Origin of the sequence: Sphingomonas kaistensis, assembly GCF_011927725.1 — a bacterium.
GTDB lineage: Bacteria > Pseudomonadota > Alphaproteobacteria > Sphingomonadales > Sphingomonadaceae > Sphingomicrobium > Sphingomicrobium kaistense.
Map to the genome: position 1 here is coordinate 217255 of NZ_JAATJC010000001.1, position 22458 is coordinate 239712.

Here is a 22458-nt window from a genome sequence, read left to right on the forward strand (position 1 = left end):
CCGGTCGCGATCCGCCGGCGCCGTGACATTCGAGGAGGGAAAAGATGATCGAACAAACCAATGGGGGGCGCTTGCCCCGACTGCTCGGTCACGCCGCGCTCGGCGCGATGGCGATGGCGTTGCTCGCCGTGCCCGCAGCCGCCCAGACCGCCGAACCGGTGGTCACTCCGTCCACGCCGGACGCGCCGCCGACCACCCCGGGGGGTGAGCCGACGACTCCAGCGGCGGATGGTTCGGGTGACACCACCATCACCGTCACCGGAAGCCGCATCCGCGGCATCGCCCCGGTCGGTTCGGCGGTGATCGCGCTCGACGCGCAGAAGATTCAGGACGAACCGGTGATCTCCACCAACGACGTCCTTCGCCGCGTTCCGCAGGTCGTCTCGCTGGGTGCCAACCGCGCCGGAGGAAGCGCCCAGAACGGCGCCGCCAACGCGACCCGCGGCGCCGGAATCAACCTGCGCGGCCTGTCGACCAACGCGACCCTGTTGCTGTACGACGGCCGCCGCTTCCCGCCGCAGGGAACGCAGGGCCAGTTCACCGATCCGTCGGTGATCCCCTCGATCGCGCTGGCCCGGGTCGAGGTCGTCGCCGACGGCTCGTCCGCCATCTACGGCTCGGACGCGGTCGCGGGCGTGGTCAACCTCATCCTTCGCCGCAACTTCTCCGGGCTCGAGGCGCGCGCCCGCTACGGCATGACCGACGGCGATTATCGCGAAAAGCAGATCGCCCTGCTCGGCGGCCAGCGCTGGAATGGCGGCTACGTCACCCTGGCCGGCGAATATTCGCAGAACAACACCCTGTTCGGAAGCGAGCTCGACTTCTTCCAGAACGACAATCGTGCGCGCGGCGGGCGTGACCTGCGCGTCGCCAATTGCGCGCCGGGCACCATCACCAGCGGCGGCGTCGCCTATGCCATCCCGGCCGGCGGGGTGACCGCTGCCAATGCCAGTGCACTGACCCTCGGCACCAACCGCTGCTTCTACGACCCCGCGCTGGCCGTCATCCCCAACCAGAAGCGCTACAGCGTGGTCGGCAATGCAAGCCAGGAACTGGGCGGCGTGCGCTTGTTCGTCGACGGCTTCTGGTCGCGGCGCAACGGCACCCTCCCGCTGCTTGCCAACGTCAACGCCACGGTGCCGAGCACCAACCCCTTCTACGTCGCGCCTCCCGGCTCGACGCCCGGGCTGTGCGCTGGCAGCGTCGGGGTTCCCGCCGGCACCCGCTGCGTGACCGTTGCCACCTCGCTGTTCCCAAGCATCGGCGTCATCACGCGGCCCTATCATTCCAAGAGCTGGAATGGCTCGGCAGGGATCGAGTTCAAACCGTTCGGTGACTTCCGTGCGACGGGCTATTTCGCCCATGGCCGCTCCGAGGAGGTCGACGACCGCCGCCGCAACGGGGTCAATGCCGCGGCGCTTCAGGCGGCTCTCAACAGCACCGATCCGGCGACCGCGTTTAACGTGTTTGGCGGTCCCAACAATCCCGCCACCATCGCCACCATTACCGACAATCTGTTCGTGATTACCGGCCGCACCCGGCTCAGCGTCTTCAACGGCCAGCTCGACGGATCGCTGTTCGAACTTCCGGGCGGCAAGGTCCGGATCGCGGTCGGCGCCGAGCATCGCAATGAATATACCTACACCGAACTGCTCAGCGGGCGGTCGGCCTCCCCGCTGCGGGTCGCCGATGCCGGAAGCCGCGACGTCGATGCGGTGTTCGGCGAATTGTTCGTCCCGATCGTCGGCTCGGGCAACGCCATGACCGGGATCGAGCGGCTCAACCTCAGCCTCGCGCTCCGCCACGAAAATTACAGCGACTTCGGAAGCACCACCAATCCCAAGATCGGGGTCACCTACCAGCCGCTCGGCGGCGTGGTTCTGAAGGCCACCTACGGCACCTCCTTCCGTGCTCCGACCTTCACCGAAGTGTCGACCATCGCGGGCGGTGCGGGCCTTTACTTCGACACCCTGCCGGGGCCCAGTGGTAACCTGCAGGGGATCGGGATCGCCGGCGGCAACCCCGACCTCAAGCCCGAAACCGCCAAGACCTGGTCGGCGGGCGTCGAGCTTGCACCGCGCGCGCTGCGCGGGTTCGTCGCCACGCTCAATTATTTCCACATCGACTATACCGATCAGATCCAGGCCCTGCGCGGGACCCCAGGCCTGCTGACCAACCCGCTCTACAGCCAGTTCGTGCAGTTCAATCCAAGCGCCGCGCAGGTGGCCGCACTGGTCGGCTCCGGCCTGCCGATCAACAGCGCGATCAACCAGAGCCTGGTGACCTTCATCGCCGACGGCCGCCGGCAGAACCTCGGCACCACCAAGCTGCGCGGAATCGACTTCACCGCCACCTACAATTGGAAGCTGGGCGCGGCCGAATTCGATGCCGGGGTGCAGGGCACCTACATCACCGATTATCTGTTCGAAGCGGTGCCCGGATCGGGCCTGGTCGACGTGCGCAACACCATCGGCTTCAACCAGAAGTTCCGCAGCCAGGCCGACATCGGGGCACGGCTGGGCGGGGCGCGGACCCGGCTGACCTGGAACCACCTCAGCGGCTACGACAACACGACCATCACGCCGCGGCAGCGGATCGGCGCGTACAACACGCTCGACCTGCTGGTCGGCTATGACCTCAATGAGCGGATCGGGCTGACCTTCGACGTCCGCAACCTGCTCAACGAAGACCCGCCATTCGTCGATACCACCGGCGGCTACGACCCCCAGGCCTCCAACCCCGTGCCGCGCCTGTACGCGCTGACCGCAAGCGTGAAGTTCTGATGAGCCTGTTGCTGCTCCTCGCGTCGGCAAGTGCCTGCCCGGCGCTGGCCGGCGCGCGGGACGGCAATGTCGTAATCACCTCGGCCGAGCGTGTCGTCCCCGCGCCGGCGTGGAAGGTGGACAACGCCCGAAGCGTTCCGGTCACCGTCCCCTTCTGCCGCGTGCAGGGCCGGATCGAAGGCAATATCGGGTTCGAGGCGTGGCTGCCCGACAGGTGGAACGGGCGAATGCTCGGGGCCGGGGTCGGCGGCGACGCCGGAGTGTTCAACTTCGGCGACATGAGCCGCCGCATCGGCGAGGGCTTCGCCACCGTCACCACCGACAGCGGGCACAAGGTCAGCGAGGCACGGTGGATGGCGAACGCCAAGGCCCGCGTCGACTACGAGCATCGCGCAGTCCACCTGACGGCCGTCGCTGCCAAGAGCCTGATCGCCGGCCTCTACGGCCGCAAGCCCGATCGCAGTTACTTCACCGGCTGCTCGGGCGGCGGTCGACAGGCGCTGAAGGAAATGCAGAACTATCCTGGCGACTACGACGGCGTACTGGCCGGCGCACCGGGGCCCTACATGCCGTTGCAGTCGGTACGGATGATGTACTTTTCATTGCTCCAGAAGCAGCAGCCGAACGCCGCGCTGAGCGACGCCGACTGGAGCCTTTACGAAAGCCGCGCTACCCGGGCGTGCGACGCCGGCGACGGGGTCACCGACGGGATCATCGGTGCGCCGATGAGCTGCCGCTTCCGCCCTGCCGCCCTGCTCTGCACGGCCGGGCAGTCCACCGACTGCCTCACCGCGCCCAAGGTCGCGATGCTGGAAGCGATCGTCTCGCCAATGACGGACGAGGGTGGGAAGGCGATGGACAGCGGCCTGCTGCCCGGCGTCCGCACCCGCCCGGGCCCGCCCTCCCCGCTGCTGCGCGCGATGTGGGCCGACGGAGTCTACAACGATCCCGAGTGGGACGAGAATCGCTTCCGCCGCAGCGCCGACCTCGCGGCCGCCAATCGCATCATGCCCGAATTGCGCACCGACAAGGTCGACATCGCCCCGTTCCTCAAGAAGGGCGGCAAGGCGATCGTCTACCAGGGCTGGGCCGATCCCTCGACCAACGCCGGCCCGACCATCGACTATGTCGCGGCGGCGGCGCGCAAGCAGGGCGGAATGACCCGCCTGTCGCAGGGGCTGCGGCTGTTCATGGTTCCCGGCATGTACCATTGCGCGCGCGGGCCCGGCGCCGACCAGTTCGGCGGTTCGGGCCAGCAGCCATGGCCGGGCGACCCCCAACGCGACGCCCTCTGGGCGCTGATCGAGTGGGTCGAAAAAGGTCGCGCCCCTGACACATTGGTCGCGACCAAGCTCGAGGGCACGAGCGCGCGGTTCACGCGCACCCTCTGCCCCTATCCGCTTGCAGCGCGCTATCGCGGCAAGGGTGACACCAACGCCGCCGCTTCCTATAGCTGCGCGCCCGACCCGGCCCTGACCCGCTCGCTGTCCAGGCCTACTCTGGTCGGATCCTGATATCGACCCGCCGGTCGACCGGTGAAATGAGGCCGTCGAAGGCGGCTGCGACGTACGGGCCGGGCAGGCTCGCCACCACCCGCACCCGGTCCGCCGGAATGCCGCGCAGGATCAGCGCCTTTTGCACGACCTCGGCCCGGGCGCGGGCAAGCTCGGCCTCCTCGACCAGCCTGACCCCCGAGACGATTGCCGGCCGGGTCTGCGCCGATCCCGCGATCTCGATCCGCGCCGGCTGGACGTCGAGCGCATAGTTGATCGTCGCATCGAGATAATAATCGCTGATCTGGTAGCTGATGAAGCTGCTGCGATAATCGAAGGGGATGGTGAATCGTCCCTCGACGAACGGCTTCACCTGCTGCTTGCGCGCCTGGTACAGCGGGCGGACGTTGCGCTCGGGAAGCGCGAAGCGGCGGCCCTTATAGCCTTCGGCCGGAAGCTGGTGCCGGGTGCAGGCGCCTTCCAGCACCGACACCCGCACCGGTTCGACCACCCGGCCGCCGCAATGGTCAGTGGCGTCGGCGGACACCTTGCCCTCGACCAGGATGGCATGGTTCCAGTCGGGCTTGGTCGGTGCCGCGGTCACGTCGTAGCGCACGCCCGTCGCCGGGTCCTGTGTCAGCCAGCAGCCCGACTTCCGGCCATTGTCGGTGTCGCGATAGACCGGGCAGGCGACGAAGCGCAGCGTCGCGCTATCCTCGACCGCCGGCGCCAACGCGAGCAGCGACAGGATGGCCGCGCGGATCACAGCGCCCTCATCAGGTTCACCAGGTCCTGCTTTTCCTGCTCCGAATAGCCGATGGTGTAGCGGCGGTCGTAATAGTCGATCACACCAAGGAGATCGCGCGCGCTGCCGTTGGAGAAGTAGGGTGCGCGCGCGGACAGGCCGCGCATCGTCTGCAAGGTGATCCGCCCGACGTCGGCGCAGCGCCCGGTGGTCAGCGCATAGCCGGGATCGCTGGTCAGGATCGTCCGCCCGTAATGCGGGTGCGGCTTGCCGAGGCAGGTGACGCGGAACAGCGGCAGGTGCGGCGCCGGATCGGCGAACGGCTGGTTTGTCGTTCCGAGGTCGACCTGCCCCGGTGCGACGTCCATCCCCATGTACGACATGTTGTGGCAGAACACGCAGCTGTTGCGGACCGGATTGCCGAAACCGATCGGTGAATTGATCCCGGCGGTATCGCTGATGAGGAAGGTCTTCTCGCGGAAGACCCGAGCGCCGCGCGCGACCGACTCGCGGAACTTGCGGACCTCCGGCGCCCACTTCGCCCTGGTCGCTTCGGGCGCTTTTTCCCACGCCTCGAACTCGCTCCACACCGGCGCGCCGCCGTCGCTGCCGAGCCGGCCGGGCTGCGACACCTGAAGCGTGCGCGGCCCGCCGATCGCGCCATCCGCATCGACCGCGCCGCCCGTCCGGTCCTGCTGTTGAGCGACATAGAGCCGCCGCTCGAAGTCGAGGATGCGCGCAATGTCCTGCGCGTCCATGTCCTTCAGGAAACCAAGGTGGGCGCTTGCCGCGTCGCGCATCTGCGCGGCAAGGGTCGGCACCCGGCCATCGGCCATCAGATTGCCGCTGACCGGCTTGCCGGTTTCCGGATCGACCTGCAGCGGCATTCCGGCCTTGGGGTCGTAAGCGAAGCCCATCGCCTCGATATATTTGAAGTTGGCGACCGGGCGCGGGCGGCGGAACACCGACAGCATCGGCGTGGCCGAGGTCAGGCCGTAACGCGGGTCCGTGTTGCAGGTCGACGGGTCGCGCACGACCTCGATCCGGAAGTCGGGCTTGATCGGCTTTCCGCCAAGGTCTCGCGGCGGCCAGTGGCGGGCGATCCGGATCAGACCGTGGTCGATCAGCAGCGAATGCGAGGCGCGCTCGGCCTGCGGCAGGCTGGGGCAATTGGAGCCGTCGCTTGCCGCGAACAGGGGATCGCTGGCGCCGTTGCGGTCCCACTGCCGGCGCGCGGATTCGGCCGACAGGCTCATTGCGTCGGCCGGCTGGTGGCAGGTCACGCAGGCGCGGCCGTTGGGCCCGCTGGCGGTGAAAAAGGGATGCCCCTTGGTGTCGAGTGGCCCGCCGTCGAGGAGCAGCCGCAGGGTACCGTTGGCGTTCTGATAATCGAGCGTCGCAGGAAAGGTCCGGCCCTCGCCCGGATTCCACCAGCGGTCCGGCTCCTGCCGGATCTGGGCTACGCCCACCGCCCCCGCGAACAGGGTGGCGGCCGCAGCCAGCAGCCCTCTTGCGATCATCGTGCCGCCTCCCGCGCGAGTGCAAGGCGGCGCAGCGGCAGGACCAGCGCCGCGCCCGCAATGGTGATGAGCGACAGCGCATAGACCGGCACCGCGACGCTGCCGGTGGTGGCGACGCTCCACCCGATCAGGATCGGCGCCACGGTGCTGCTGAGGTTGCCGCACAGGTTGATCGCCGCAATCGCGCCGGGATTGCGGGCGCCGACGTAGCGGGTCGGGATCGACCAGAAGACCGACTGCGCTCCGCCGAGGCCGAACCCGGCGATGACCAGCGCGAGCAGCGCCAGCGGACCGTTCGACAGAATCGCCGCCGCCGTCAGCATGGCCGCGGCCGCCACCACCATCGGCCAGCCGAGGTGACCGTAACGCTCACCCGTGCGGTCCGAATGCCGGGCGTTGACCACCATCCCGGTGCCGATCGCGATCCACGGCAGCGCGCTCAGCACGCCGACCTGCAATGGATCGGCGACGCCCAGCGACTTGATGGCGATCGGCAGCCAGAAGATGATCGCGTTGGCGCCGGTGATGAGGACGAACCAGACCCCCGCTGCAAGCCACAGGATCGGATCGCGCAGCGCTTCGGACAGGCTGGCGTTGGTGCGCACGGTGCTGGTCCGGTCGGCGGCGATCGCATCCTCGATCGCGCGGCGCTCGTCCGGTTTCAGCCAGCGCGCGTCGGCTGGCCGGTCGACGAACAGGAACAAAGCGGCGATGCCCGCCAGCACGGTGATCCCGCCCTCCACCGCGAACATCAGGCGCCACGAAGCGAGGCCGCCGATCTCCAGCTTCATCAGCGCCCCGCACAACGGACCGCCGATGATCACCGAGATGGGGATGGCCAACAGCGTCCCGGCAATGGCCCGCGCCCGGTAACGCTGCGGAAGCCACTGGCTGACGTACCATACGACGCCCGGCGCGAAGCCGCTTTCGAACACGCCGAGCAAAAAGCGCAGGACGTAGAAATGGGTCGGCGTCTGCAGCGCGGCCATGGCGGTCGCGACCAGGCCCCAGCCGATCACGCTGCCAGCGATCCACCGCCGCGGGCCGATCCGCTTCAGCACCTCGGCGCTGGGCAACTGGAACAGCAGGTAGCCGACGAAGAAAATGCCGACGCCGAAGCCGTAGGCCTTGGGGTCGAGACCAATGTCGGCGTTCATTTGAAGCGCCGCGAAGCTGACGTTGACGCGGTCGAGCGAGCTCAGGATGATGCCAACGGTGAGCGGCGCCACCACCCGCGCCATCACCTTCCTGTACAGGCCAAGGTCCACGTCGTTCCTCCAGCCGAAATGCTATGCACCAGAGCAATTATGTGTCAACGCCGATTGTCTGGCTTTTCAACGATTAGGCCCCAGTTATGCAGGAATATGATCCGCTCGCCCCGGAGTCGTTCGACACCCCGCACGAGGTGTTCGCCGACCTCCGCGCGCGCTGCCCCGTGGCCCGCAGCGAGGCGTTCGGCGGGTTCTGGATCGCCACCCGACACGCCGACGTGAAGCATATCCTCGACCACCCGGAGCAATTCACCACCACCGTCCGCAACGTGGTGCCCGGCGCCTCGGCGACCGGACGGCGACCGCCGCTGCACCTCGATCCGCCCGAGCACACGCCGTACCGCCGGGCGATCGACCGCGCGCTGGGGGCCAGGCGGCTGGCGGCGATCGAGGCGCGGATCGAGACCCATGTGGGGAGCCTGCTCGACGCCTATATCGAGGCCGGCGGCGGCGATTTCGTCGAAGGGTTCGGAAGTCCGCTGCCCGCGCTGATCTTCGCCGACTGGTTCCACCTCGACGATGCGCAGCGCGACCTGTTGTGGCGCACCGCCAAGGCGTTCGTGAAGGCGTGGGAGGACTTCGATGTCGCCACCGTCTCGAAGACCAGCGAAGTGTTGTACGGGCTGGCGCGTGACCTGATCGCGGCGCGCAAGGCGGACCCGCTCGACCCCGACATCGACCCGGTCAGCAGCCTGCTTGCCGCCACCGATGCGGCCGGCCAGCCCTTGCCCGAGGAGATGCTGGTCGGCTGCGTCCGGCAGATCCTGGTCGTCGGGCTGGTCGCGCCGCCGGTCTTCCTTGGCAGCGTCGCGGTGCACCTCGCTCGCCACCCCGAGCTTGCCGACGAGCTGCGCCGCCATCCCGAACAGCTCGAGAGCGCGGTCGAGGAATTCCTTCGCCTCTATACGCCCTACCGCGGCTTCGCCCGGACCAGCCGGGTGCCCACCGTCATGGGCGGGCGGGAGATCGCCGTCGGCGAACCGATCGCGCTCGCCTATGCGTCGGCCAACCGCGACGAGGCGGTGTTCGAGCAGCCGCACCAGTTCCGGATCGACCGGGCCAATGTGCGCGAGCATTTGGCGTTCGGGCGCGGCCCGCACCGCTGCGCGGGGATGGCGATGGCCCGGACCGAATTCCGCATCGCGCTGCGCCAGTTGCTTGAACGGACGCGCTCGATCGAACTCGACGGCGAAGTTAGGATGAGCGGGATGCCCGAGGTCGGCCCGGTATTCGTCCCGCTCAAGGTGATCGCGGCCTAGGGGCCTTGGGATGCTGGCGCGGCGAGGGGAAGCTGCCGCGCCAGACCCCGCTCAGATCCGGAAGCGGGCCGTCGCGTAGATTTCACGCGGGGCCGCCGGGATCGCGACATATTCGCCGGTCGGAGCCAGCGTTCCCTTGTAGTAATTGTAGCGCTTGTCGGTGAGGTTGGTGCCCTCGACCGACAGCTCCAGCCCCTCGATGAAGCTGGGCTCGAACGATACCCGCGCGCCCAGCAGCGTATATTTCTCCTGGAACGAGGTCGGGTCGGCGGCGGTCAGGAATTGCGAGCCCTTGTGCGACAGGTCGCCGCGCAGGGTGAGGTCGCCGGCGCCGGTCCGCACCCGGTAGGAAGCGCCGGCATTGACCGACCAGTTGGGGATCTGGGGGACCCGGTCGCCCAGCCTGAACCCGCTCGACAGGGCGGAAGCCGACAGCGTGTCGAGCTTCGCGTCGACATGGCCGACCCCGAGGTTGAGGTCGAGCCCGGCCAGCGGCCGCGCCACCAGTTCCGCCTCGAACCCCTTGATGTTCGACCCGCCCGCATTGCGGGTGGTTCGGATGTTGGCGTTGGTGACCGGATCGACCGACTGCACCGTTAGCTGGATGTTGCGGTACTTGGAGTAGAAGCCGGCGATGTTGAACGTCAGCCGGTTGTCGAACCAGCTGGTCTTCGCGCCCGCTTCGTAGCTGGTCAGCTTCTCGGGCTCGTAGCGCGGCGTCGGGGGCGATGCGACGGTGGACGCGCCGAAGCCGCCCGATTTGAAGCCCTTGGAATAGCTGGTGTAGAACAAGAGGTCGCGGTTGGGCTTGAACTCGAGCGCGAGGCGCGGGGTGAAGCTGTTCCACTTGGCGCTTGCGGTCGAGAAGGGCACCACGATCTGCCCGTTCTGCGGCCGCCGAACCGAGGTCGAATAATCCTTCTTGTCGCGATTGATGCGGGCACCGACGGTGACGCCAAGCTGGTCGGTCAGCTTCAGCGTATTCTGCGTGAACAGCGCATAGCTGGTCGCCTCCAGCCCGAAGGTGGTGAAGGTGTTGCCGGCGTCGGCCGCGATCGGGGTCTGGCCCGCCGCGATCAGCGCTTCGTAGATGCCTTCGAACGAACGGGTGAAGACGCTGCTGTCGCCCTTTTCGCGGAAGGCATAGGCGCCGACCAGGAAGTTGAGGCGGTCGCCCAGCGCGGTGCCGCCGAGCTGGAATTCCTGGCTATACTGGTTCTGCTTCAGCGCGGTGCGCGACTGCTGAAGCACGTAGGGCACCTGGTCGCCGTCGACCTCGATCAGGGCGTCGATGGTCCGCCATGCGCTGATCGAGCGGAAGGTGACGGTGTCCGACAGGCGCACGTTGACGACCCCGGACACGCCGCCGATGTCGCTGTCGTCCTGCTGCGGCTGCAAGGCATAGACGCGGTAGGGATCGGGCGCTTCCCAGCGGGCGTCGTAGATCGATCCCGCGGGGAGGCCGAGCTGTCCGTTCACGAACGGCGCGGCAATGGTGTTGAAGCGCGCGATCTTGGCCACGGTGGCCCCGGTCGGCACGAAATCGATCAGATAGCCCGACGGCGGTTTCTGGCGCTGGCGGGTGTAATCGCCGGCGACCTTGACGTCGATCGCGTCGTTGACCCGCGCCTTGATCGCGCCGCGCAGGATCACCCGGCCCTCGCTGGCGTAGCGCTGGTTGTCGAGCAGGCGGCGGCCATAGCCGGCGCTGTCGAGCCGCGAGACGGAGAGCTTGAGGCCGAGCCGGTCCTCGATCAGCGGCGTGTTGACGAGACCGGTCAGGTCGAACCGGCCGTAGCTTCCGGCGCGCGCCTTCACGAGGCCGCTGAAATCGCCGGTCAGCCGGGGTTCGGTGGTGATGACGTTGATCGCGCCGCCGATGGTGTTGCGGCCGTAAAGCGTGCCCTGCGGGCCCTTCAGCACCTCGACCCGCTCGACGTCCTCGAGGCTGAGCAGCCCGCCGACGCTGCGCGCGATGTAGACGTCGTCGACATAGACGCCGATGCCGGGATCGGTCGGGAACTGGAAGTCGCCGGTTCCGACGCCGCGGATATAGCCGGCAAAGGCCGACCCGCCGCCGGCCGGGCGATTGGTCGGGTGCAGCTCGAGGTTTGGCGCGAAATTGCTGACGTCGCCAAGGTTGTCGATCCCGCGCGCCTCCAGCGCGACGTTGGACAGGGCGGTGACCGACACCGGCGCGTCCTGCAGCCGCTGGGTGCGGCGCTGCGCGGTGACGACAATGTCCTCGACACCCGTTTCCGCGACCTGCGCTTCGGTGGTTTCCTGCGCGGTCTCGGTGCTCGACGGCACCGGACCAGCTTGGGCCGAGGCCGGCGCGGCCAGCAGCAGCGCGAGCGGCGACACCGTCGCGCTCAGGACGACGAGCCGGAAGCTCCCCATGGCTTATCTCTCCTCCAAAGCCGCGGGCGAAACTGACCCACCGCCAGTCAATGGCTATGAAGCAAAGCTATTATTGTCAACAATCGGTGATCCCGAAAGTTGGCTTATCAGACCGGTTGAGTGGCCGCCGCGCTTTTCTGCCGCAGGAACATCAGCGCCGCCGCAGCGATCAACGAACCCGCGCTCATCAGGATGGCGACGGTCTGCAGCCCCTGGCCGGCCGCGAACAGCAGACCGGCCAGCGCCGGTGCAAGCGCCGATCCGCCGCGGCCGATGCCGATCACGAAGCCGGTCGCGGTTGCCCGCACCGCGGTCGGGAAGCTTTGCGCGATCAGCGCATAGAGCCCGACCACGCCGGCGTTGGTGGCAAAGCCCGCGCAGGCCGCAACCAGCGACAGCCCGGCAAGGTCGCTCTGGCCGCCGCCGAACAGGATCACCAGCGCGGTCGACAGCAGCATCGCGGTGATGGTCAGCGCCAGCAGCCGGACCTTGCCGGTCAGCAATCCCAGGATCAGCGATCCGGTGGCGCCGCCGACGCTTGCCCACACCAGCACCCCGGCGGCCTGCGGCGGCGGGAAGCCCATGTCGACCACGATCTTCGGGATCCACTTGAGGATGAAATAGAAGGTCATGATGTGGGTGAGGTAGGCGAGCGTCAGGACGATCGTCGTGCGGATCAGCGCGGGCGAGAAGAGGTTGACGACCGGCGCCCGCGAGCGGACCTCGCCCGCTTCGGGTTCGACCAGCGCCTCGACCGGGGCATGGCCCATCCGGCGCAGGGTGTGGTTGACGCGCTCCAGCGTGTCGGGCCGGCGGCGGGTCATCTGGAAGGCGACCGATTCCGGCGCGCGCCACAGCACCAGCGGGATGAACAGCGCGCTGCAGACCGCGCCGAACACGAACACCGCGCGCCAGTCGTAATGGGCGAGCAGGATTGCCGAGATCGAGCCGCCGATGATGGTGCCGACGGGATAGCCCGCCGCCATCAGCACCACCGCGAGCGAACGGCGCTTCTCGTTCGCCGCCTCGGCAACCGCCGCATTGGTCGCGGCCAGCATGCCGCCGATCCCGAGGCCGGTCAGAACCCGCCACAGCGACAGCGTGACGACATCGTGGGAGGTGGCGGCACCCAGCATGCCGACCGTCATCAGGCCAAGGCATCCGAGGATGGTGGTCCGCCGCCCGACCTTGTCGGCCATGCCGCCCAGCAGCAGCGATCCGATCGCCATGCCGATCAGCTCCATCGACAGCACGAAGCCGAGCGCGGCGCGGTCGATGCCCCAATCCGCCGCGATCCCTGGCGACGCGAAGCTGATCGACAGCACGTCGAACCCGTCCAGCGCGTTCAGGCCGACCATGATCGCCACGATGCCCCACTGGGCACGGGTCATCGGCTCCCGGTTGATGATGACGCGCGGATCCTGACTCATGGCGTTGCCCAACCCCTCCCAAGGCTTTGTTATAAGCCACAACATAGCCACCATTTCGCGCCACCTACAATGGCTTGCGCGCAGGCGGCGATCCGCCCTACCCAGCGCGTCGTTTGCCTCACCTACGATCTACCAGCGGAGAATCGATGACCAAGCCGCCGTTCCGTGCCGACCATGTCGGAAGCTTCCTCCGCCCCAAGCCACTGATCGAGGCGCGCGCGGCGCATCGTGACGGCACCATCGACGCCGCCCGGCTGCGCGAAGTGGAGGACGAGGCGATCCGCGACGTGGTGGCGATGCAGGAAGGGCTCGGCCTCCAGTCGATCACCGACGGGGAGTTCCGCCGCACCTATTTCCACACCGACTTCCTGCTCCAGCTCGACGGCGTCGACGAGGCCGGCGGAACGCAGGTCAAGTTCCACCAGCATGGCGGCAAGGAGCTCGCCTATGCCCCGCCGGTGATGAAGATCACCGGGCCGATCCGCCACGTCGCCGACATCCAGCGCGCCGATTATGAGTTCCTCGCGTCCTGCACGACCCGCACGCCCAAGGTCACCATCCCCTCGCCGACCATGCTGCACTTCCGCGGCGGGCGCGACGCGATCGACGCCGAGGCTTATCCCGACCTCGAGGATTTCTACACCGACCTCGCCGCCGCCTATCGCGCCGAGATCGCGAGCCTCGCCGACGCCGGCTGTCGCTACCTCCAGCTCGACGACACCAACCTCGCCTATCTGTGCGACGACACCCAGCGCGAGAATGCCCGGAAGCGCGGCATGGACCCCGACGAACTGCCGCGGCTCTACGCCCGGCTGATCAACGACAGCATCCGCGACCGGCCCGACAATATGGTGGTTGGAGTCCACCTGTGCCGCGGCAACTATCGCTCGTCGTGGGCGGCGGAAGGCGGTTACGAGCCGGTCGCCGAAGTGCTGTTCAACGAGCTGGAGATCGACAGCTACTTCCTCGAATATGACGATCCCCGCTCGGGCGACTTCGCGCCGCTGCGCTTCCTGCCCAAGGGCAAGACGGTGGTGCTGGGCCTCGTCACCACCAAGCTTGGGGAGCTGGAGCAGCCGGATGACATCCGCCGCCGGATCGACGAAGCGGCGAAGTTCGCCCCCCTCGACCAGCTGGCGCTGTCGCCGCAATGCGGCTTCTCCTCGACCGTCCACGGCAACGACATCGAGGTCGAGCAGCAGGCGGCCAAGATGAAGCTGGTGATCGACGTCGCGGATCAGGTCTGGGGCAAGGCCTGACGCCCCCACTGCCGGACCAGCACCGAGGCGAACATCAACCCGCCGATCATCGCGATTTCGGCCGGCGGTGACGGCGCAAGGCGGACGGCAAGCGTCGACAGCAAGGCCGCGCCGCCCATCTGCAGCGTCCCGAACAGGCTTGCGACGCTTGCCGCCTCGCCGCGCTGGCGCTCGATCGCTTCGGCCAGCAGCGCCGGGCCGCTCAGCCCGCTGCCCAGCGCCACCAGGCTCATCGCGGCGAGGAGGCCGAAGATGGCGGTGGGTGCCGCCGCCGACAGGCACAGCGCCGCGGCCCCGGCCAGCATCACAACCGATCCGGCCGGCCACAGCGCCTGCGGCCAGCGCCGCACGATCGGCGGCACCAACAAGGTCCCGGCGATGATCGCGCTCGCCACCACCGAATAGAACAGACCCGACCAGGCCGGGGTGGCGCCGGCCGCTTCCAACACGAACGGAGAAACGGCGAGGAACAGGTAGAAGCCCGCGCTTGCCAGCATGTTGGCGAGGGCGAGGGGAAGGAAGCGCTGGCGCACCGCGACTGCGCCGTAGCGCCGCAGGATCGCGGTCGGGCCGACCGACGCCGTGCGCTCCGCCAGCGTCTCGGGCAGGAAGCGCCAGGCGAGCAGCAGCCCCGTCACCCCAAGCCCCGCAAGCAGCCAGAACAGCATCCGCCAGTCGGCCAGCGACACGACAATGCCGCCGACGACCGGCGCCAGCGCGGGCGATATCAGGGTCACGCTGGTCAGCACCGCAAGCGGCGCGGCGGCGGTTCCGGCCTTGCCGCCATCCGTCGCCATCGCCCGCGCGGTGACCAGCGAGGAGGACGCCCCCGCCGCCTGCAGCAGCCGCCCGCCGAGCAGCAACTCGAGGCTTTGCGCGACGACACAGGCGAACGTCCCGGCGAGGAACAGCAGCAGCCCGATCAGGATCACCGGCCGCCGCCCGATCCGGTCCGCGACCGGCGCCCAGCCGAGCTGCCCCATCGCCAGCACCGCCAGGTAGCCGGTGATCAGCAACTGCCCGTCCTCCGAGCTTGCGACGAGGCTGGCGGTGATGTCCGGCAGCGCCGGGACCAGCATCTGGATGGCGAGCGAGCCCAGCGCCGCAATGGCGCCGAGCAGGACGAGCCTTGCTCCGTTCAAGCCTCGTCGGGCCAGTAGAGACGCATCGGATTGTCGACCAGCAGCTTGCGCCGCAATTCCTCGGTCGGGGCAATCAGGGGAATGACATCGACCAGCGCGCCGTCGTCGGGCAGCACCTTCTCCATGTTGGGGTGCGGCCAGTCGGTGCCCCACAGCACGCGGTCCGGATACGCCTCGACCAGCGGCCGGACCGACGTGACAAAGTCGGCATAGGGCGGCCCGGCGGGATCGAGCCGGTCGGGGCAGGTGACCTTGGTCCAGATGTCCGCGCGGCTGTCGAGGAGGGAGCGGAACGCGCGCATGTCGGGCCCGTCCGGACCCTGGGCGACATCGGGCCTGCCCATGTGGTCGATCACCACCGGCACCGGAATGGCGGCGAGGAACGGCAGCATCTCTTCCAAAATGTCGGCTTCGAAATAGACGACGACGTGCCAGCCGAGCCTGCCGATGCGGTGCGCCACCTCGAGGAACTTGTCCTTTGGCGCATTGTCGACCAGCCGCTTGAGGAAATTGAACCGCACCCCGCGGATGCCGCCCTCGTGCAAGGCGTCAAGTTCGCCATCGCCAATCGCCGGATCGACCACCGCCACTCCGCGCGCGGTCCCGCCCGACACTGCGATCGCGTGCAGCGTCGCGCGATTATCGGTGCCGTGGCAGCTCGCCTGCACGATCACGTTGCGACTGAAGCCGAGCTTTTCGCGCAGCGCGAACAGCGCGTCGGGTCCGGCGTCCTGCGGCAGATATTTTGCGGCCGGGCTGAACGGAAAGTCGGCTTGCGGACCGAACACATGGCAATGCGCGTCGACCGCTCCCGGCGGGGGCATGAAATGCGGAGTGGATGGGTCCAGCGTCCAGCTGCGGATGCGGCCTGCTTCGTCCTTCACGCGAACACCTTCCCGTCCATCAGCTTGCGCGCCGTGCGCAGCATGCCGGCGCTGACCGGCTGGCCCGCCTCGTCGAGCGTCACCACGCATTCGGTGACCCCGGTCGGATGCTCCACGCCCAGCGTCAGTTCGCTGCCCCTTGCCACCACGGCGACCGTCGCCGCCGGCGATCCTTCGACCAGGCAGGCCGTCGCGACACTGACGGCACCGAGCACGCCGATCGAGGCATGGACCCGGTGCGGAATCAGCGACCGCACCGCGATCGCCCCGCCTTCCCGCGGCGCGGCGACCAGCATCATCTTGGGGACCGACTTCTCGCGCACGTCGCCAAGGTTCATCAGCGGACCGGCTTTGAGGCGGATCGCCTCGACCCTCGCCTTCATCGCTTCGTCGGCGTCGAGCGTGTCGCGATCCTCATAGCCGCTGATCCCGACGTCGGCGGCCGCCATCACCACGCACGGCATGCCGTTGTCGATCATCGTCACCGCGATGCCGTCGATCTGGTCCACCGGATTGCCGGTCGGAAGCAGCGCCCCGCAGGACGATCCGGCGGTGTCGCGGAACGCCAGCGGGATCGGCGCGGCGGTGCCCGGCACCCCGCTGATCGCGGCGTCGCCCGCATAGGTCGCCGCGCCGCCCGGCGTCTGCACCGTCGCCACCGCGACCTGCCCGGTATTCTCCATGAAGATCGCGACCTCGGTCCGGCCGTCCTTCGCCGCCACCAACCCGCGCTCGATCGCGAAGGGCCCGACACCGGCAAGCATGTTGCCGCAATTCTGCGCGTCGGTGACGACGGCCTTGTCGACGAAGACCTGCAGGAACAGATAGTCGACGTCGACGCCCTCGCGGGCCGAGCGGCTGACCACCGCGACCTTGCTGGTGAGCGGATCGGCGCCGCCCATGCCGTCGATCTGGCGCGGATCGGGCGACCCCATCATCCGCAGCAGGAAGGCATCGCGTGCGGCCGCATCGGCGGGCAGGTCATCGGCCAGGAAGAAGGCACCCTTGGATGACCCGCCGCGCATCCACATGCAGCGCACGCCGTCAGACATAGGTGAGGCCCATCGCCTGCAACTTGCCCCGCATGTCGTAGATGTCGAGCCCGAGCTCGCCCGCCGCCAGCCGCTTGCGCTTGTCCTCCTCGGCCGCCTCGCGTGCCTGGGCCTTTTTCAGCACGTCGGCGGCATCGGCGCGCTTGACCACGCACACCCCGTCGTCGTCGGCGACGATCACGTCCCCCGCCTCGATCGCCGCCCCGGCGCAGACGATCGGCACGTTGACCGACCCCAGCGTCGCCTTGACGGTCCCTTGCGCGAACACCGCCCGCGACCACACCGGAAAGCCCATCTGCGTCAGGTCGCGGACGTCGCGCACACCGGCGTCGATCACCAGTCCGCGGCACCCCCGCGCCATCGCGCTGGTGGCGAGAAGATCGCCGAAATAGCCGTCGACGCACGGCGAGGTCGGCGCGAGCACCAGGATGTCGCCCTCGCCCAATTGCTCGATCGCGACATGAACCATCCAATTGTCGCCGGGCGGCGCGGAGATCGTCACCGCGCTGCCGGCGATCCGCGCACCGGGATAGATTGGCCGCAGCTGGTGGCCGAGCAGCCCGGTCCGCCCCTGCGCTTCATGCACCGTGGCGACGCCGGCGGCGCCCAGCCCGTCGATCACGTCAGCGGCTGCCCGGTCGATGTTCTGGACGACGACTGCCATGCACTGCTCCTCTAATGATGCCCGGCCTCGGAGAGGTGGCCCGCCTTGGCCAATCAAAGTTGCATGGGCCCCATAAGCAAATATTATAAGAGCGATGCAGCCGTTCGACTTCAACCTGCGCCACCTTCGCGCGCTTGGCGAAATCCGTTCGCATGGCAGCCTCAACCGCGCAGCCGAGGCGGCGGGGCTGTCGCAGCCCGCCCTGACCCAAGGGCTGAGCAAGATCGAGCGGCAGCTCGGCCAGCGATTGTTCTTGCGGACCCACGAGGGGATGGCGCCGACCGCCGCCGGGCTTGCGCTGTCGGAGCGGGCCGGGCGCGCCTTTGCCTCGCTTGCCGCCGGTCCCAGGCGGGGCGGCGCGCGCGGCTTCGCCCGGCCCGACCGGCTGATGACGGCCACGCAGGCGTCCGCCTTTCTCCACTTCGCCGATGCCGGCGGGTTCAGTGGTGGAGCCTCGGCCAGCGGCCTGTCGCAGCCCGCGATCCACCGCGCGGTGCGGGAGCTGGAGCAGATCTGGGGCGTCGCCCTCGCCGAACGGCGCGGCCGCGGCATGATCCTGACCCCCGCCGGCCGCACCCTCGCCCGCGCGATCCGCCTTGCCGCGCGAGAGATTGCGGCGGGAATCGAAGAAGCGCTCGGCGACACCGGGGTCGGCGGGCGGATCACCATCGGCGCGATGCCGCTCAGCCGCGCCCTTCTGCTGCCCAACGCGTTGGCCGAGTTCGTCAGGCAGGCTCCCGCGACCATCGTCGACGTGGTGGAAGGCTCCTGGCGCGAACTGATCGAGCCGCTTCGCGACGGGTCGATCGACCTGATGGTCGGCGCGATCCGACCCGAGCCGCCGCCGGGAATCGAGCAGCAACCCCTGTTCGACGATTCGCTGTCGGTGTTTGCCCGCGCCGGCCATCCGCTCGCCGCCCGGACGAACATCGGCATTGCCGACCTTGCGCAGCAGGCCTGGGTGGTCGGCCCGGCCGGAACCCCGCTTCGCAGCCATTGGAGCGACCTGTTCGAGGGCTGCGCGGCCCCGCCGGCGGTGCCGGTGGAGTGCGGTTCGGTGATGGTGATCCGCGGGCTGCTGGCGCAGAGCGACCTGCTCACCCTGCTGTCGGCCGACCAGGTCGCGCTGGAGGTGGCGGCCGGAATGCTGGTCCGGATCCCGATCGACCTGCCCGGCACCGTCCGCACCATCGGCATCGCGACTCGGTCCGGATGGCGGCCCACCCGCGCCCAATCGCGGCTAATCGACCTTCTGACCCTGGCCAGCGATGACACAAGACATCAGCAAAACTGATAGCGTACGGCGCATTTGTATTGGTCGTTGAGGCGCCGCATCTCCTAGGCGCCGAGCGGTGACGGAGACACTCATCTTGATCGGCTTCGGCGAAGCAGGCGCTGCCTTCGCCCGGCCCGGCGTCACTGCCTTCGACCGCAAGACCGACGTTTCCGCCACCCGCGCCGCCAAGCTCGCCGACTATGCCGCCGCCGGAGTGGCCGGTGCCGACAGCGCGGCCGAGGCAGTCGCCGGCGCGGACCTTGTCCTCTCGCTCGTGACGGCCGACCAGGCCCTTGCCGCAGCCGAGCAATGCGCGCCGTTCCTGGCGCCCGGCGCGATGTTCCTCGACCTCAACAGCGTCGCCCCTGCGACCAAGCGCGCCGCGGCCAGGATCGTGACGGCGGCCGGGGCGCACTATGTCGACGTCGCGGTGATGGCGCCGGTCCTCCCCGCGCGCCTGGCGGTGCCGCTGCTGGTCGCGGGCGAACAGGCCGACGCGGCCGCCGCGCGCCTCCGCGCCTACGGCTTCGGCACTGTCGCAATCGCAGGGCCAAGCGTCGGCGATGCCTCGTCGATCAAGATGATCCGCTCGGCTATGGTCAAGGGGATCGAGGCGCTCACCGCCGAATGCCTGCTTGCCGCCCACCGCGCCGGGGTCACCGACGCGGTGCTGGCCTCGCTCGCGGCCTCGTCCTCCCCGGCCGACTGGAGCGTCCAGGCCGACTATAACCTCGACCGGATGCTGGTCCACGGCCTGCGCCGGGCCGCCGAGATGGAGGAGGTGGCGCGCACGCTCGAGGATCTTGGCATCGACCCGGCGATGACCCGCGGCATCATCGCCCGCCAGCGCGCGCTCGGCCGCTTGGGCATCGTCCCGGCCGCCGGCCTCGCCGCCAAGCTCGCCCAGATCGACCCGCCCCGCGCGGAGGAAGCCGCATGATCATCGACTGCCACGGCCACTACACCGTCCTTCCGGAAGCGCATGACAGTTGGCGCGAGGCGCAGAAGGCGGCGTTCAAGGCCGGCCAGCCCGCCCCGCCCTATCCCGAGATTTCCGACGAGGAGATCCGCGCCACCATCGACGCCAACCAGCTGCGCCTGATCCGCGAGCGCGGCTCCGACCTCACCATCTTCTCGCCCCGCGCCTCGGCCATGGCGCCGCATGTCGGCGACGAGGCGGTCGCGATCGAATGGGCGACCCGCTGCAACGACCTCATCGCCCGGGTCGTCGGCCTCTATCCCGAGACGTTCGTGGGCGTGTGCATGCTGCCGCAAAGCCCCAAGGCCGACATGGTGGGCTCGATCGCCGAGTTGAAGCGCTGCGTCGAACAACTCGGCTTCATCGGCTGCAACCTCAACCCCGATCCCGGCGGCGGCCATTTCACCCACCCGCCGCTGACCGACCGATATTGGTACCCCTTCTACGAGGAGATGGTGGCGCTCGACGTGCCGGCGATGATCCACGTGTCGGGCAGCTGCAATCCCGCGATGCATGCGACCGGCGGTTATTACATCGCCGCCGACACAATCGCCTTCATGCAGTTGCTGCAAGGCGACCTGTTCGCAGATTTCCCGACGCTGCGCTTCATCATCCCGCACGGCGGCGGCGCGGTACCCTATCATTGGGGCCGCTACCGGGGCCTTGCCGACATGCTCAAGAAGCCCGGTCTCGACACCCACCTGATGAATAACATCTTCTTCGACACCTGCGTCTACCACCAGCCCGGAGTCGACCTCCTGGCCGATGTGATCGACAACAAGAACATCCTGTTCGGGTCGGAGATGGTCGGCGCGGTGCGCGGGATCGACCCGACGACCGGGCATTATTTCGACGACACCAAACGTTATGTCGACGCGCTGGAGATCAGCGACGCGGAACGGCACGCCATCTTCGAAGGCAATGCCCGCCGCGTCTTCCCGCGCCTCGACGCCATGCTGAAGGAGCGCGGACTGTGAGCGAACCAAGGGACATCCACGCCTATTTGGCCGAATTCGAGGATATCCCGGGCACCCGGGTCTTCACCGCCGCAAGGGCACGCCAGGGTTATCACCTCAACCAGTTCGCGATGAGCCTGATAAAGCCCGAGAACCGCGAGAAGTGGAAGGCCGACGAGGCCGCCTACCTCGCGGAATGGCCGCTCAGCGACGAGCAGAAGCAGGCAATGCTGGCACGCGACTACAACCGCCTGCTCGACCTGGGCGGGAACATCTATTTCCTCGCCAAGGTCTTCTCCACCGACGGCCAGAGCTTCGTCCAGGCGGTCAGCACCATGACCGGCGTGTCGGTCGAGGAATATCAGGCAATGATGAACGCCGGCGGCCGCTCGCCGCAGGGTGTCCGTTCGAAGAAGGACAGCAACTGATGGCTCGGATCACTGCCGGCGTAGGCTGCAGCCACGTCCCCCTGCTCGGTGTCGCGCACGACCAGGGCAAGGATCGCGACGCTTATTTCGCACCGATCTTCGAAGGCTTCGACTGGACCCGCGAGTGGGAAAAGCAAGAGAAGCCCGACGTCGTGATCCTGGTCTACAACGACCATGCCTCGGCGTTCGACATGAAGATCATTCCCACCTTCGCGATCGGCTGCGGCGAAAGCTACAAGCCGGCCGACGAAGGCTGGGGCCCGCGTCCCGTGCCCGACGTTCCCGGCCATCCGGACCTCGCCTGGCATGTGGCGCAAAGCCTGATCCTCGACGAATTCGACATGACCATCATCAACGAGATGGAAGTCGACCACGGCCTGACCGTGCCGCTGACCATGATGTTCGGCGACGTCGCCGAATGGCCGGTCAAGGTCATCCCGCTGGCGGTCAATGTCGTCACCTATCCCCCGCCGTCGGGCAATCGCTGCTGGGCGCTGGGCGAAGCCATCGCGCGGGCGGTGGCGAGCTTCCCCGAGGACTTGAACGTCCAGGTGTGGGGCACCGGCGGGATGAGCCACCAGCTCCAGGGACCGCGCGCCGGCCTGATCAACAAGGAATGGGACAACGACTTCCTCGACGGACTGGTCGGCGACACCGACCGCCTCCGCCGTGTCCCGCATATCGAATATCTCCGCGAGACAGGCAGCGAGGGCATCGAGATGGTGATGTGGCTGATCATGCGCGGCGCGCTGGGCAAGCGCACCACGGCGATCCACCGCCACTATCACGTGCCGTGCAGCAACACCGCGATCGGCCACATCGTGCTGCGCCCCGACAATGGCGAGAGCCTCGACACGCGTGGTGGCTCGGCGGCCTCGGACGCCCCGCTGACCGCCTGAACCGAACCGAAAGACACA

At 68.4% G+C, this 22458-nt stretch carries 18 protein-coding genes; 9 read left to right on the top strand and 9 right to left on the bottom strand.

Annotated features, from left to right (window positions below; all coding sequences use genetic code 11):
• Nucleotides 1-44: 44 nt before the first annotated feature.
• Entirely contained in the window at nt 45-2783 is a 2739-nt protein-coding gene (locus GGQ97_RS01025) for a TonB-dependent receptor domain-containing protein (protein WP_245197790.1), read from the top strand.
• Nucleotides 2783-4297 carry a tannase/feruloyl esterase family alpha/beta hydrolase gene (locus tag GGQ97_RS01030; RefSeq protein WP_168067239.1) on the top strand — a complete coding sequence of 505 codons (1515 nt, stop codon included), beginning with the start codon at nt 2783-2785 and terminating at the stop codon, nt 4295-4297. Before GGQ97_RS01025 ends, GGQ97_RS01030 begins: the two co-directional genes overlap by 1 nt.
• Here the strand turns inward: GGQ97_RS01030 and GGQ97_RS01035 are convergent.
• Genes GGQ97_RS01035 through GGQ97_RS01045 form a run of 3 tightly spaced genes read right to left on the bottom strand, consistent with a single transcriptional unit; the run spans nt 4278 to nt 7809 of the window.
• Nucleotides 4278-5042 (bottom strand): OmpA family protein, encoded by a 765-nt coding sequence (locus tag GGQ97_RS01035; protein ID WP_168067240.1) that lies wholly within the window; start codon nt 5040-5042, stop codon nt 4278-4280. The two genes, GGQ97_RS01030 and GGQ97_RS01035, sit on opposite strands and share 20 nt — an antisense overlap.
• Entirely contained in the window at nt 5039-6541 is a 1503-nt protein-coding gene (locus GGQ97_RS01040; RefSeq protein WP_245197791.1) for a hypothetical protein, read from the bottom strand. Before GGQ97_RS01040 ends, GGQ97_RS01035 begins: the two co-directional genes overlap by 4 nt.
• On the bottom strand, nt 6538-7809 hold the full coding sequence (locus GGQ97_RS01045; protein ID WP_168067241.1) for an MFS transporter: 1272 nt from the start codon (nt 7807-7809) through the stop codon (nt 6538-6540). Before GGQ97_RS01045 ends, GGQ97_RS01040 begins: the two co-directional genes overlap by 4 nt.
• An 86-nt stretch (nt 7810-7895) precedes the next feature.
• On the opposite strand from GGQ97_RS01045, the gene GGQ97_RS01050 reads away from it, so the two are divergent.
• The gene (locus tag GGQ97_RS01050; RefSeq protein WP_168067242.1) at nt 7896-9071 is read left to right on the top strand and encodes a cytochrome P450; all 1176 of its coding nucleotides are present in this window, start codon (nt 7896-7898) and stop codon (nt 9069-9071) included.
• 51 nt (nt 9072-9122) lie between these two features.
• On the opposite strand, the gene GGQ97_RS01055 is transcribed toward GGQ97_RS01050, so the two are convergent.
• Both GGQ97_RS01055 and GGQ97_RS01060 read right to left on the bottom strand, forming a co-directional pair.
• Nucleotides 9123-11471: a TonB-dependent receptor gene (locus tag GGQ97_RS01055; protein WP_168067243.1), complete on the bottom strand. Its 2349-nt coding sequence runs from the start codon at nt 11469-11471 to the stop codon at nt 9123-9125.
• Between the two features lie 107 nt (nt 11472-11578).
• The gene (locus tag GGQ97_RS01060; protein WP_168067244.1) at nt 11579-12901 is read right to left on the bottom strand and encodes an MFS transporter; all 1323 of its coding nucleotides are present in this window, start codon (nt 12899-12901) and stop codon (nt 11579-11581) included.
• A 146-nt stretch (nt 12902-13047) separates the two neighbouring features.
• Between GGQ97_RS01060 and GGQ97_RS01065 the strand changes: the two genes are divergently transcribed.
• Nucleotides 13048-14160, top strand: a complete 1113-nt coding sequence (locus tag GGQ97_RS01065; protein ID WP_168067245.1) for a 5-methyltetrahydropteroyltriglutamate--homocysteine S-methyltransferase — start codon at nt 13048-13050, stop codon at nt 14158-14160.
• Here GGQ97_RS01065 and GGQ97_RS01070 read toward each other — a convergent pair.
• From GGQ97_RS01070 to GGQ97_RS01085, 4 genes are read right to left on the bottom strand one after another with little or no spacing between them, the layout of a single operon-like run.
• Nucleotides 14139-15302, bottom strand: coding sequence for an MFS transporter (locus GGQ97_RS01070; RefSeq protein ID WP_168067246.1), 1164 nt, complete (start codon nt 15300-15302; stop codon nt 14139-14141). The genes GGQ97_RS01065 and GGQ97_RS01070 overlap by 22 nt on opposite strands.
• Nucleotides 15299-16126: an amidohydrolase family protein gene (locus GGQ97_RS01075; protein WP_245197989.1), complete on the bottom strand. Its 828-nt coding sequence runs from the start codon at nt 16124-16126 to the stop codon at nt 15299-15301. Before GGQ97_RS01075 ends, GGQ97_RS01070 begins: the two co-directional genes overlap by 4 nt.
• A 56-nt stretch (nt 16127-16182) precedes the next feature.
• Nucleotides 16183-17238 carry a 4-oxalomesaconate tautomerase gene (locus tag GGQ97_RS01080; RefSeq protein ID WP_168067248.1) on the bottom strand — a complete coding sequence of 352 codons (1056 nt, stop codon included), beginning with the start codon at nt 17236-17238 and terminating at the stop codon, nt 16183-16185.
• On the bottom strand, nt 17231-17902 hold the full coding sequence (locus GGQ97_RS01085; RefSeq protein ID WP_168067249.1) for a 4-carboxy-4-hydroxy-2-oxoadipate aldolase/oxaloacetate decarboxylase: 672 nt from the start codon (nt 17900-17902) through the stop codon (nt 17231-17233). The genes GGQ97_RS01080 and GGQ97_RS01085 overlap by 8 nt, the downstream gene beginning before the upstream one ends.
• Nucleotides 17903-17996: 94 nt before the next feature.
• Here GGQ97_RS01085 and GGQ97_RS01090 point away from each other — a divergent pair, with 94 nt between their 5' ends.
• The 5 genes from GGQ97_RS01090 to GGQ97_RS01110 are packed head-to-tail and all read left to right on the top strand — an operon-like array spanning nt 17997 to nt 22440.
• A complete protein-coding gene (locus tag GGQ97_RS01090; protein WP_168067250.1) occupies nt 17997-19196 on the top strand; it encodes a LysR family transcriptional regulator in 1200 nt (399 codons plus the stop codon).
• Between the two features lie 58 nt (nt 19197-19254).
• On the top strand, nt 19255-20118 hold the full coding sequence (locus GGQ97_RS01095) for a DUF1932 domain-containing protein (protein ID WP_168067251.1): 864 nt from the start codon (nt 19255-19257) through the stop codon (nt 20116-20118).
• On the top strand, nt 20115-21134 hold the full coding sequence (locus GGQ97_RS01100; protein ID WP_168067252.1) for an amidohydrolase family protein: 1020 nt from the start codon (nt 20115-20117) through the stop codon (nt 21132-21134). Before GGQ97_RS01095 ends, GGQ97_RS01100 begins: the two co-directional genes overlap by 4 nt.
• Entirely contained in the window at nt 21131-21541 is a 411-nt protein-coding gene (ligA, locus tag GGQ97_RS01105; RefSeq protein WP_168067253.1) for a protocatechuate 4,5-dioxygenase subunit alpha, read from the top strand. Before GGQ97_RS01100 ends, ligA begins: the two co-directional genes overlap by 4 nt.
• Nucleotides 21541-22440 carry a class III extradiol dioxygenase subunit beta gene (locus GGQ97_RS01110; RefSeq protein ID WP_168067254.1) on the top strand — a complete coding sequence of 300 codons (900 nt, stop codon included), beginning with the start codon at nt 21541-21543 and terminating at the stop codon, nt 22438-22440. Before ligA ends, GGQ97_RS01110 begins: the two co-directional genes overlap by 1 nt.
• Nucleotides 22441-22458: the final 18 nt, after the last annotated feature.

What these genes read in the sequence shown, in the direction of transcription:
- GGQ97_RS01090 (WP_168067250.1), top strand. Translation starts at nt 17,997, where the DNA reads ATGCAGCCGTTCGACTTCAACCTGCGCCACCTTCGCGCGCTTGGCGAA.
- GGQ97_RS01110 (WP_168067254.1), top strand. Translation starts at nt 21,541, where the DNA reads ATGGCTCGGATCACTGCCGGCGTAGGCTGCAGCCACGTCCCCCTGCTC.
- GGQ97_RS01040 (WP_245197791.1), bottom strand. Translation starts at nt 6,541, where the DNA reads ATGATCGCAAGAGGGCTGCTGGCTGCGGCCGCCACCCTGTTCGCGGGG.
- GGQ97_RS01085 (WP_168067249.1), bottom strand. Translation starts at nt 17,902, where the DNA reads ATGGCAGTCGTCGTCCAGAACATCGACCGGGCAGCCGCTGACGTGATC.
- GGQ97_RS01050 (WP_168067242.1), top strand. Translation starts at nt 7,896, where the DNA reads ATGCAGGAATATGATCCGCTCGCCCCGGAGTCGTTCGACACCCCGCAC.
- GGQ97_RS01025 (WP_245197790.1), top strand. Translation starts at nt 45, where the DNA reads ATGATCGAACAAACCAATGGGGGGCGCTTGCCCCGACTGCTCGGTCAC.
- GGQ97_RS01030 (WP_168067239.1), top strand. Translation starts at nt 2,783, where the DNA reads ATGAGCCTGTTGCTGCTCCTCGCGTCGGCAAGTGCCTGCCCGGCGCTG.
- GGQ97_RS01075 (WP_245197989.1), bottom strand. Translation starts at nt 16,126, where the DNA reads ATGCCCCCGCCGGGAGCGGTCGACGCGCATTGCCATGTGTTCGGTCCG.
- GGQ97_RS01065 (WP_168067245.1), top strand. Translation starts at nt 13,048, where the DNA reads ATGACCAAGCCGCCGTTCCGTGCCGACCATGTCGGAAGCTTCCTCCGC.
- GGQ97_RS01055 (WP_168067243.1), bottom strand. Translation starts at nt 11,471, where the DNA reads ATGGGGAGCTTCCGGCTCGTCGTCCTGAGCGCGACGGTGTCGCCGCTC.
- GGQ97_RS01060 (WP_168067244.1), bottom strand. Translation starts at nt 12,901, where the DNA reads ATGAGTCAGGATCCGCGCGTCATCATCAACCGGGAGCCGATGACCCGT.
- GGQ97_RS01100 (WP_168067252.1), top strand. Translation starts at nt 20,115, where the DNA reads ATGATCATCGACTGCCACGGCCACTACACCGTCCTTCCGGAAGCGCAT.
- GGQ97_RS01080 (WP_168067248.1), bottom strand. Translation starts at nt 17,238, where the DNA reads ATGTCTGACGGCGTGCGCTGCATGTGGATGCGCGGCGGGTCATCCAAG.